This is a genomic window from Kitasatospora sp. NPDC017646, assembly GCF_044329365.1.
GTDB lineage: Bacteria > Actinomycetota > Actinomycetes > Streptomycetales > Streptomycetaceae > Kitasatospora.
Window position 1 is genome coordinate 381,855 of sequence record NZ_JBIRJC010000003.1, and the last position, 11,001, is coordinate 392,855.

At 73.4% G+C, this 11,001-nt stretch carries 9 protein-coding genes; 5 read left to right on the forward strand and 4 right to left on the reverse strand.

From position 1 onward, the window contains the following. From ACH4J0_RS07380 to ACH4J0_RS07390, 3 genes are all read right to left on the reverse strand, one after another. A partial coding sequence (locus tag ACH4J0_RS07380; protein ID WP_396237149.1) for a hypothetical protein occupies nt 1-1,399 on the reverse strand: 1,399 nt, incomplete at its 3' end. A 203-nt stretch (nt 1,400-1,602) separates the two neighbouring features. After that, a complete protein-coding gene (locus tag ACH4J0_RS07385; protein WP_396237489.1) occupies nt 1,603-3,249 on the reverse strand; it encodes a lipase maturation factor family protein in 1,647 nt (548 codons plus the stop codon). Nucleotides 3,250-3,564: 315 nt separating this feature from the next. Continuing rightward, a complete protein-coding gene (locus ACH4J0_RS07390; RefSeq protein ID WP_396237151.1) occupies nt 3,565-4,641 on the reverse strand; it encodes a GAF domain-containing protein in 1,077 nt (358 codons plus the stop codon). Between the two features lie 428 nt (nt 4,642-5,069). On the opposite strand from ACH4J0_RS07390, the gene ACH4J0_RS07395 reads away from it, so the two are divergent. The 5 genes from ACH4J0_RS07395 to ACH4J0_RS07415 all read left to right on the forward strand — a co-directional run bounded on the left by ACH4J0_RS07395 (nt 5,070) and on the right by ACH4J0_RS07415 (nt 10,399). After that, complete coding sequence (locus ACH4J0_RS07395) at nt 5,070-6,404, forward strand: acyl-CoA dehydrogenase family protein (protein WP_396237153.1); 1,335 nt, start codon at nt 5,070-5,072, stop codon at nt 6,402-6,404. A 411-nt stretch (nt 6,405-6,815) separates the two neighbouring features. Further along, complete coding sequence (locus ACH4J0_RS07400; protein ID WP_396237155.1) at nt 6,816-8,936, forward strand: sensor histidine kinase; 2,121 nt, start codon at nt 6,816-6,818, stop codon at nt 8,934-8,936. Next, nucleotides 8,936-9,367, forward strand: coding sequence for a roadblock/LC7 domain-containing protein (locus ACH4J0_RS07405; protein ID WP_396237157.1), 432 nt, complete (start codon nt 8,936-8,938; stop codon nt 9,365-9,367). Before ACH4J0_RS07400 ends, ACH4J0_RS07405 begins: the two co-directional genes overlap by 1 nt. Further along, nucleotides 9,364-9,747 (forward strand): DUF742 domain-containing protein, encoded by a 384-nt coding sequence (locus ACH4J0_RS07410; protein WP_396237159.1) that lies wholly within the window; start codon nt 9,364-9,366, stop codon nt 9,745-9,747. Before ACH4J0_RS07405 ends, ACH4J0_RS07410 begins: the two co-directional genes overlap by 4 nt. Nucleotides 9,748-9,823: 76 nt before the next feature. Next, complete coding sequence (locus ACH4J0_RS07415) at nt 9,824-10,399, forward strand: GTP-binding protein (RefSeq protein WP_396237161.1); 576 nt, start codon at nt 9,824-9,826, stop codon at nt 10,397-10,399. A gap of 94 nt (nt 10,400-10,493) precedes the next feature. On the opposite strand, the gene ACH4J0_RS07420 is transcribed toward ACH4J0_RS07415, so the two are convergent. Continuing rightward, the gene (locus ACH4J0_RS07420; protein WP_396237163.1) at nt 10,494-10,946 is read right to left on the reverse strand and encodes a MarR family winged helix-turn-helix transcriptional regulator; all 453 of its coding nucleotides are present in this window, start codon (nt 10,944-10,946) and stop codon (nt 10,494-10,496) included. Between the last annotated feature and the right edge of the window lie 55 nt (nt 10,947-11,001).

The window sequence follows — 11,001 nt, forward strand, 5'->3', positions numbered from 1 at the left end:
CCTCGGTCACGGGCTCCCCCACCTCAAAGGCGATGGCCTCCGGCTCGCCCTCGACCTCGACCTCGGCAGTCACTGCCTCGGCACCGGCCACGGCCTCGACCTCAGCGGCAGGCTCCTCGACCTCCACCTCAGCGGCAGGCTCCTCGACCTCGCCGACAGGCTCCTCGACCTCAGCCGCTTCGGCCTCCACCGCCACCTCATCCGCTGCGGCGGCCTCGGCCAGCGCGGCGGTCGCGGCGGCCACGAGGTCGTCGGCGGCCGGGGAGGGCGCCGGGAGGGAGACCACCGCAGCCGGGGCTTCCTCCGTCACCTCCTCCACCGCGACCGACTCGAGTTCGGCGGAATCGGTGTCCGAGCCCGAGGCCACCTCGACATCCTCGGCCTCTGCCCCGACCTCCGCCTCAGCGACGTCCTCGACCGGAGCCGTCACCGAAACCGGCGTCTCCTCCGTCAGTCCGTCCCGCTGCCCACCCGCCAGCGCCTGACGCGCAGCGTACGCGGCCTCGGCGGCGCGGCGGTCGGCCTTGGCGGCGGTGAGTTCGGCGAGCAGGTCGGCGAGGCCGGCCTCCTCAAGGGTGGCGCGCAGGCCACGGATGGTGGGCAGGCGGTAGAGGGTACCCTCGTCCGCGGCGAGGCGCTCGACCAGGTCCGCCAGTTCCGCGAAGGCGAGCCCGTCCAGGTCGTGGTCGGGCAGCAGGCGGGCGAGGTCGCGCAGGCCGGTGTTGATCGGCTCGAAGGCCTGGGCGGTGCGCTCGACGAGGGCGCCGTCGGCGGGCACGTTCGGGAGGGTGCCCGCCGGGGCGAGGGCGGCCCAGGCGCGGCGCTCGATCTCGGCGGAGGTGAGCGCCTCGTGCAGGTCCTCGCGGCGGACCTTGCGGTCGTGGGCGAGGGCGGTGGCCTGCTTGCGCAGCGAGCGAGCGCGCAGCCAGGAGAGCTTGACGCCGTTCTCTCGGCGCCAGGTGCTGTCGGCGGTGGCGGCGGCGAGGGCGACGAGGTCGGCGTCGTACGCGGCGGCGCTGAGAGTGGCGGAGGTGCGGTGAACGCGCTGGAGCATCTCGACCAGCAGCGCGGCCTTGGCGACGGTGTCGGGTTCGTCCAGCTTGGCCTCGGTGGCCAGGGCCGTGACGGCTTCCCAGGTCTGCCGGAGGTCACGGCCGCGCAGTTCGGCGAGGGCGGTCGAGGCGGCGCGGGCGTCCTCGGGCGTGGCGACGGTGTCGACGGCCGCGTACCAGGCGTGGGTGTCGGCGCTGAGCGTGAAGGCCCCGAGTTCGGCGTAGCGGCCGAGGTCTTCGCGGAGGTCGGGTTCCGCTGCGGCGTCCTGGGGGTCCTTGACGTCTGCGGCGTCGGCGACGTCCGCCGGGTCGGCTGCGTCGGCGTTGCGCGAGTGAAGCACTGTCATGTGAGGTCCGGTTCTGGGCGACGACGGCGGGGCTGGCGGCGGGGGCGGCGGACCGGTAGCGCGGGGTGCCCCGGAGGCGGGGCACGGGGGCGCGCGGTCGGGCCGCCGGTTGTGGAGGCCCAGAATACGGGTGCCCGTTCGAGCCTTGCACGCACCCACCGCCGGTCGGGCCGGTGTCGTGTGCCATACCGCCCGCCTGGCCGCTACCCGGGAGGTCCGCCCGGGTGGTCCCGGCCTGGTCCGTACGGGTGACCGGACGGATGACCGGGCTGGTCACCGGGCCCGTCACCGGCCCGTCCTCCGCGCCGGTCACCGGAGCGGTGACCGGGGGGCTCCGCCCGGGTCCGGCCCGGGCGCCGCAGCCGGTCCAGCGGGACGCGGCGGACGCCGCGGGCCGGGCGGCCGAGCGGCGGACGGAAGCCGGCCCGGCCGAGGGTGGGCAGGTCGACCGGCGCGAGGTACTCGTGGAGCGCGGTGCGGTGCCACCACGCGCCGGTTTCCCGTAGTTCGCGCCATCCGGTGAACCGGTAGAGATAGAGGGTCGCCCGGACGTGGGTCGGTGGGGCGTCGGGGAAGGGGTTGTGGCGCAGCAGCCGCAGGGTCGCCCGGTCGCCGGTGAGCAGGCGGGCGACGAAGGGCAGGAACCAGGGGCGGGCGTAGGCCGGGGAGATGCCGGCGAACCACATCAGCCAGTCCAGCCGCAGGTGGTACGGGGCGTACTGGCGCGGCAGGCGGCGCACGTCGCCGGGTTTGCCCTTGAAGCCGTACTCGCGCCAGACGGTGCGCGGGGTCAGGACGGCTTCGTCGGTGCCCTCGATGACCACCTCCTGGCGGAGGCGGTTGACGCTGCCGAAGGCGCCGTAGGTGTTGACGAGGTGCAGCCGGTTGAAGGAGCGGTTCATCGCCTGGCCCCGCGAGAGCATGTTCCGCACCGGCCAGTAGCTGAGCACCAGGACGGCCGCGGTCACGGCGGTCACCAGTGCCTGGTACCAGACGGGGGTGCCGGGGAAGTCGTGGGCGTGGCGCGGCAGTCCGAGGCGGGCCGGTTCGACGGCGGCGAGTGCGAGGACGACGGTCAGCCAGTTGAGCCAGGCGAAGTTTCCGGAGGCGATCAGCCACAGCTGGGTGGCGACCACGGCGCAGGCCGCGTAGCTCGCGACCGGCTGCGGGAGCAGCAGGGCGATGGGGACGACGAGTTGGACGAGGTGGTTGGCCGCCACCTCGACCCGGTGCAGCGGGTCGGGCAGGTGGTGGAAGAACCAGCTGAGCGGTCCGGGCATGGGCTGGGTCTCGTGGTGGTAGCGCAGGCAGGTCAGGTCACGCCAGCAGCTGTCGCCGCGCAGTTTGATCAGTCCGGCGCCGAACTCGACCCGGAAGACCAGCCAGCGCATCAGCCAGAGCACGGGGGTGGGCGGCGCGGTGTCGGCGTTGCCGAGGAAGACGGCCAGCGAACCCGCTTCGAGCAGCAGCGACTCCCAGCCGAAGGAGTACCAGGTCTGTCCGACGTTGACGATGGAGAGGTAGAGGAACCAGAGCGCCGCCCAGAGCAGGATCGAGCCCCAGAGCGGGACGGCGTCGCCGAACCCGGCCACGACGGCGGCGGACAGCGCGGCGCCGCTCCAGGCGACGGCCGCGAAGAAGCGGTCGCTGTAGTGGAGGTGGAAGAGCCCGGGCGCCTGGCGGAAGGGGACCCGGGCGGTGAAACGGGGCACCGGCAGCATGCCGTCGGTGCCGATGAGGGCGCGGAACTGCGCGGCGGCGGCGAGGAATCCGATCAGGTAGAGGCCGGCGAGCAGACGTTGGACGAGCAGTCGGCTCAGCCAGTAGTCGGGGGCGGCGAACCAGTCCATCCAGTCCATGCGGCCCATGCCTACCACCGGCGGACCGCCGCCGCGCCCGGCCGGGGGTGGGGGCGGCGGGCGGTTCACCCGCTCGGCCCGGAGCGGCGGGTCCGACTGCCTCGGCGACGGGGGCGGCAACCGCGGCGGCTGCTGCCGTGGAGGAGGGTGAACCGCCGCGGGCCCGCCGGCCCCGGACGGCAGCGTGGCGGGGAGCCTCTCCTCGGGGGTGAGAGGCGCCCCGCCACGGTGGTGGACGGTACGGATGGTGCGGTCGGCGGGTGAGGGCGCGGGCCGCGCTGCCGCGCACGGGCGACGGTCGGCCGCTCAGCTCGGCAGGACGAGTCCGGACCCGCCGGCGATGCCGGGCCGGCCGGTCGGGGTGGCGGCGCCGTTCTGCTGGAGCCGGTCGACCAGCAGCGCGGCCAGCGTGCCGAGTTCCTCCTCGGTGCGGGACTGGGCGGTGACGTCCATGCCGACGGTGAGGACGCCGTTGACCTGGCCGGTGCGCGCCACCCGGAGCGGGGTGCAGGTGAAGCTGAAGATCTGCTGGATCCGCTGCGCCTCGGGACGGCCGGACTGGACCCGGACGTCGTTGAGGACGGTGGCGCGACCGGTGTGGTACGCCTCCGAGACGGCCTGCTGGAGGCCGGCGGCGCCGAGCTGCGGGTAGGCGGCGCCGATCGAACCGTAGGCCACCGGGGCGCCGAAGGTGTCGGCGTGCTGGGCGTTGGCGTAGCGGATCTCCTGACCGGGGCCGTCGGTCAGCATGATGGGGAACGGGGATCCGTCGAAGGCCGCGAACATCTCCTGCTGCTGGGCGAGCAGGTTGTCGCGCAGCCGGATCTCGGAGAGCAGCGCCTCGGCGAGGTGCTGGATGTCGCGCAGCCGCTCGCGCCCCCACTGCCGGGGTTCCCGGTCGAGGACGCAGACGGTGCCGATGACGGTGTTGGTGTCGTCGACGAGCGGGGCTCCGAGGTAGGCCCGGACGCCCAGTTCGTCCACGACGGGGTTCCCGGCGAACCGGGGGTAGGCGAGGATGTCGTCCAGCGCGAGGGGCGAGCGCTGGGCGACCACGTGCGGGCAGAAACCGTGGCTCATCGGCATCTGCCGGGTGGGAAGGTCGAAGGCGATGCCCCGATCCGCCCAGGAGGCGCCCTCTTCGGCCGCGACTTCGGAGGAGTTTGGCGGAATGTAGAGCCCCCGGAACATCTGGCGCTCGTCGTTGATGAAGTTGACCATCGCGATGGGAGCGCGGGTGATGCTGGCTGCCAGGTGGGCGAAGCGGTCGAAGGCCTCGTCCGCGGAGGGTTCGTTGAGACCCAGGCTGCGCAGCCTGCGGGTCCGCTCGGACTCCCCGGCAGCACCCGGGAACTGGCCTTGAGTGCTCATCACATCAGTCATGGCGCACATGTAATCAGACATCCGGGCGCCGCGGTGCTACCGGGACCGATCGCCGCCCTTGCTGATGAACAGCCAAAGCAGCATGTGGGCGACCCCGCGGTGGACCGCCGGAGCGGGGCAAGGTCAATCCCCACCCGATGTGGCGGTGAAACCCGTTGGTGGTGCGACGGGCCGAATCCCGCCATTCCAAGATCAACTATGTGTGTAGCCCATGTGCACATATGACAATGAGCCCTGCCGAAGACACGGACGGTAGTTCCCCAGCCCCACGGGAAACCCGATCCAGGGTCCGCATGCACCGATGGCTTCGACGCGATCGGCACCGCCACACCTCCACACCCCCACCCTGATCTCGCAGGGGGAGCGGCCGGAGCGGCATCTACGGCGTGAACGGAGGCACGACACCCACTGGAACGAGAGGACCAAGCATGGCGATGGACTACTTCACCGACGAGCGACACGAGAGCCTCCGAGCGGAGGTCCGTGAGTTCGCGGAGAAGGAGGTACGTCCTCAGGTGGCCAGAATGGAGGCCGACCGGGAGATCGAGTTCGAGCTCTCGCGGGAGATCGCCCGCCGCGGCTGGATCGGCGTCACGATCCCCCGCGAGTTCGGCGGCCTGGGCTTGGGGCACCTCGCCAAGACCATCATCGTCGAGGAGCTGGCACGGGTCAGCGGCGCGATGGGCGCGATGGCGCAGGCCTCCCAGCTCGGCGTCGCCAAGGTCATCCACTTCGGCTCGGACGCCCAACGGCGCTTGTGGCTGCCGAAGTTCGCCTCCGGCGAGTCCCTGCCGACGATCGCGGTCACCGAGCCGGAGTCCGGCGGCCACGTGCTCGGCATGGCCGGCACCGCCCGCCGCGAGGGCGACGAGTACGTGCTCAACGGCCGCAAGGTGTTCGTCGGAAACTCGCACATCGGCGACGTCCACGGCGTGGTATTCCGCACCGACACGGGCAGCAAGGGCCTGTCCGCCTTCCTGGTGGAGAGCGACCGGCCCGGCTTCCGCGCCGGCGCGACCGGCACCCAGGGCGGCCTCCACGGCTTCAGCTTCGGCGAGCTCGTCTTCGAGGACTGCCGGATCCCGGTCGGCAACCGGCTCGCCCGGGAGGGCCAGGGCCTCGACGTCGCGTACTCCTCCTCCACCCTGTACGGCCGGCTCAACCTCGGCGCCGTCGCGCTCGGCATCCACGTCGCCGTGGTCGAGGACACCGTGCGCTACGCCGAGGAGCGGGTGCTCTACGGCAAGCCGATCAACCAGCTGAACAGCATCGCGCTGAAGCTCGGCGAGATGCAGTCCCGGCTGATGACGGCCAAGTTGGCCGCCTACCACGCCTCGCACCTGCTCGACCACGGCAAGGCCTGCGACGCCGAGCTGATGAACGCCAAGCTCATCAACACCGAGTACGCGATGGACTCGGCGCGCCAGGCGATGGAGATCTTCGCCGCGCGCGGCACCCAGGAGGAGCACCACGTCATCCGCTACCTGCGGGACGCCACCCACATCTACGCCCCGGCCGGCACGTCGGACGTGCAGAAGCTGCGGCTCGGACAGGTGGCGGCGGGCACGTACGGCAAGCAGTGGTCGGCCGAGCTGTCCGACCTGACGAGCTGGGCGTGGACCGAGCTCAACCAGCTGGAAGCCGAGGCCGCCGCGGCGTCCGCGGCCTCCGTGCTCTCCGCCTCCTCGGTCTCCGCAGCCTCTGCCGCCCCCGCGGCGGAGGAGCGGTACGGCCGGGTGGTGCCGTTCTCCGCGGCGAGCTGAGCCGCCGGAGGAGCCGCCGCCCGCACGGTGGTGAACCCTCGGCGCGGCGACGGTTTGACCTGTTCCTGACGGCTCCCGGAGAGGCCCGTGCGGCCTCCCCGGGAGCCGTTTCCGCTCCGCGGCGACCGTACTGAGCTGCGGCGCTACGTCGGCGAACGCTCCGGCGAGAACCGCCCGGCACTGCCATCAGCCGTTCACATATCGTCAGTTGATGTTGCGATGAGGCCACCTGGGACTGATAGGTTTCCTGCCGTCGGCGGCCGCGCTGCACTCCGCCCGGACGGTGACACCGCGTCACCCGTCCGGCGACCCCGGCCTCGGCGCCCTGAAGCCCGGTCCGGGCCGCTCGGGCCGATCCGCCGTTCGGACCCGAGACCCGGCCTGCACCTCGGCCCTGCAACAAGGAATCAGATGCCAGGCATATCGGCCCCCCGCACGGGCCACCGCGCCGGCCGGTCCGGCTCCCTCCGCAGCTCGCTCCTCGCCCTCGTGCTGGTCCCCAGCCTGGGCCTCGCCGCCGCCTGGGGCTACGCCGCCTACCTGCTGCGCGACGCCGGGAACCGCACCGCGCTGGCGGCCGGCACCGCCGTCGTCGCCGTGGTGCTGCTGGTCAGCCTGGTCCGGGGTATCCGGGCCGCCCGGGCCCTGTCCGCCCGGCTGGCCGGACTGCGCACCGACACCCTCGCCCTCGCCCAGCAGGAGATCCCCGAGGTCGTCGAGCGGCTGCGCGCCGGGGAGCCGGTGCCCACCCCGCCCACCTGGGCGCCGTCCCGGCGGGTCGGCGACGAGGTCCAGCAGACCTCCGACGGCCTGGCCGCCGTCCGGCAGGCCGCCGTCGCCGCGATCGTCCACCAGGCCCAGGGCCGCGAGGGGACGAAGAAGGTCTTCCTCAACATCGCCCGGCGCACCCAGATCCTGATCCACCGGCAGATCAGCATGCTCGACGCGCTGGAGCGCGAGCACGAGGAACCCGAGCTGCTCCGCGAACTGTTCGCGGTGGACCACCTGGCCACCCGGATGCGGCGCAATGCCGAGAACCTGGTCATCCTCGGCGGCGCGCTGCCCGCCCGGCGCTGGCGCAACGCCGTGCCCATGGTCAACGTGCTGCGCAGCGCCGTCTCCGAGACCGAGAACTACGCCCGGGTCGTCGTCCAGGGCGTGCCGCGCGCCTCGCTCAGCGGGCAGGCCGTCGCCGACGTGATCCACCTGGTCGCCGAGCTGATCGAGAACGGCACCACCTTCTCCCCGCCCTACACCCAGGTGCAGGTCTCCGCGCAGGAGGTCCCCAAGGGGCTGGCCGTCGAGGTGGAGGACCGCGGCCTCGGCATGACCGAGGACGAGTACGAGCGGCTCAACGAGTACCTGGCCAACCCGCCCGAGCTGGACGTCTCCGCGCTCGGTGACGACCTGCGGCTCGGCCTGTTCGTGGTCGCGCGGCTGGCCGCCCGGCACGACATCCAGGTCACCCTGCGGCCCTCGCCGTACGGCGGCACCCGGGCCGTGGTGCTGGTGCCCGCGGTGCTGCTGGAGCAGCCCGACCAGCCTGCCGCGGTGCCCGGGCTGCCGTCCGGCGCCCGGGTCACCCGGACCCCGGTGCCGGAACCGCGGCCGTCGGACGGCGACTTCGGTGAGGTCGACGGGGAGCTGTCGGGCGCGCTGGCGGGAGTGCTCACCGGACTGCTCGGCGGTGGACCGGCCGGGCCGGCGGATCCGGCGGCTGCTGGTGCGGCCCCCGCTGCTGATGCCGAGGGGCCCGCGGCCGCCGCCCCGGGGGCCGTCGCTTCCGGTTCCGCCGCCTCCGTCCGGGAGGACGGCGGGGTGATCATCGGTGAGCTGCTCGGGCGGCAGGACGGTGTGGCCGGCGGGGCCGCCCCCGACGACGCCGCGCTGCCGGTCGGCGCCGAGATCCCCGGGCTGCCCGGTGCCGTGGTGGTCCCCCGGCCCGCGCTGCCGCGTCCCTACGACCTGCCGACCGATCCGTCGACGGACCTCGTGGCGGGGCTCGTGCCGGGGCTCGTGCCTGGACCCGCCGGTGAGGTCGGCGCCGACGACGGCGTGACGGGCCCGCTCGCGGACGCGGCGGCCGGGTTCGACGGGGTACCCGGCGACCGGTCGACGCCCACCCACGAACGCCCGCAGGAGGACCACGTGGAGCACGGCCCGGACGGCGAACTGCGCACCCCGCGGGTCCTGCCGCAGCGGGTCCGCAACGCCAGCCTCGCCGAGCAGCTCCGCGAGGCCAACGCGCCCGGCGGCCTGATCCCGCCGTCGGTGCCGGCCGGCCCGACCGCCGCCCCGGCGCCGTACGGGGCCCACGCCGCCCCGACCGGTCCGCGGTCCGGCGAGGCCGATGACGCCTCGCCGGCGCGGTCCCGCGCCACCATGGCCGCCATTCAGCGCGGCACCCGGAGCGCCCGCGCGACCGGTTCCGAACCGGACGCGCCCGCCATTGCCCCCAACCCGGCCGCGGCCTCCGCCCCCGCGGAAGCCGCGGAAGCCTCCGCCGTTCAGGAAGCCAAGGAACAGCAGTGATGACGCAGCACACCGACACCCAGCGCGACCTCAACTGGCTGCTGGACCAGCTGGTGGCGCGGGTACCCGAGACCCGCCACGCCATCGTCCTCTCCGAGGACGGCCTGCTGGTCGGCATGTCCCAGGGCCTCGACCGGGCCGACGCCGAGCACCTGTCCGCCGTCGCCTCCGGCCTGCAGAGCCTGGCCCGCGGCGCCGGGCACCGCTTCAACGGCGGGCGGGTCCGGCAGACCGTCGTCGAGATGGACCAGCTGTTCCTGTTCGTCACCACCGCCGGGCAGGGTGCCCGGCTCGCCGTGCTCACCAGCGAGCAGGTGGACGCCGGGCTGATGGCCTACGAGATCAACATGCTGGTCAAGCAGGTCGGCCAGTACCTCACCGCGGCGCCGCGCAGCGACGCGGGCCAGGTCGGCGTGGGTGGCGGTGCGTGACCACCGCCGACGCCGACGAGGGCTGGTTCTACGACAAGGACGCCGGCCACCTGGTCCGCCCCTACGCGATCACCAACGGGCGCACCGGCCCGGTCCGTGACGGCTTCGCGCTGATCACCCTGGTGGTCACCGCCGACCCGCGCACCGACACCAGCCGGTTGACCCCCGAACCGGCCGCGATCCTCGACATGTGCCGCGAACGCCCGCTGGCCGTGGCCGAGATCGCGGCCGCCATGGACCTGCCGGTGAGCGTGGTCAAGGTGCTGCTGGACGATCTGGCGGAGGCCCGGCTGATCCTCACCCGCGCCCCGGTCCAGCTCGCCGAGGCGCCGGACATCTCACTGATCCAGGCCGTGATCGAGGGTGTCCGCCGGCTCTGACGGACGGCCCGGGGGCGGCGACGCCCCCTCTCCTCCCCTCCTCGAAAACTCCCCGTTCCCTTCCAGGAGACCCGAATTGACGACCCAGAGCCTGGTGCCGGGCGCGGTCAAGATCCTCGTCGCCGGCGGCTTCGGCGTCGGGAAGACCACCATGGTCGGCTCCGTCAGCGAGATCGAACCGCTGCAGACCGAGGAGCGGATGACCCGCGCCAGCATCGGGGTCGACAGCCTCGAAGGCGTCCAGGACAAGTCCACCACCACGGTGGCGATGGACTTCGGGCGCATCACCGTCCGCAACGACCTGGTGCTCTACCTCTTCGGCACGCCCGGGCAGTTCCGGTTCTGGTTCATGTGGGACGACCTCGCGCTCGGTGCCCTCGGCGCGATCGTCCTCGCGGACACCCGGCGGCTCGAATCCAGCTTCGCCGCCGTGGACTTCTTCGAGCAGCGCGGCATCCCGTTCGCCATCGGGGTCAACTGCTTCCACGGGCGCCGGGAGGCAACCCCGGAGGACGTCCGCCGCGCCCTCGACCTCGGGCCGGAGGTGCCGGTGGTGCTGTGCGACGTCCGGGAGCGGGCGTCCAGCAAGGAACTGCTGCTCGCCCTCCTCGACCGGGTGCACCGGGACGCACTGGCCGCCGGGCGGCGGTGAGGGCCGCCTCCCGGCGGTGGTGATCCGGCGGGAGGTGTTTGGATGCCGGGCGATCCGGCGGTCGTGCTCCGGCGTCGCTGATCCGGTGCCGCGGTTATGCCTTCGCCGGGGTGAGTTCGGCGAGCGCGTCCACCAGGGGGGCCAGCTCGGGGAGTTCAGCGGCCTGCGTCAGGGTCGTCTCCAGGGTGGCGTCGTGCACCGGGCGGGCTGCCTCCAGCAGGGCGCGGCCCTCCGGGGTCAGCTCGGTGTAGATGCCGCGCCGGTCGTCCGCGCAGAGGTAGCGGCCGAGCAGTCCGCGGTCCTCCAGGCGGCTGACCAGCCGGGTGGTCGCGCTACTGCTCAGCGCCGCCGCGCGGGCCAGCTGCTGCATCCGCATGTGCCAGCCGTCCTGCCGGGAGAGTGCCTCCAGCACCGTGTACTCGACCACCGAGAGCTTGTGCTCCGCCTGGAGCGCCTTCTCCAGCGCGGCGTCGATCAGCCCGTGCAGCGCGGCGAGCGTCCGCCAGCCACCGGCCCTGACCTCGGCCGCGTCGTCGCGGATGGACATGGCTCGCCTTCCCTTCGCGTTGCTCCATGTGCCGCTGTGGTCCCTGCTCTCCCCC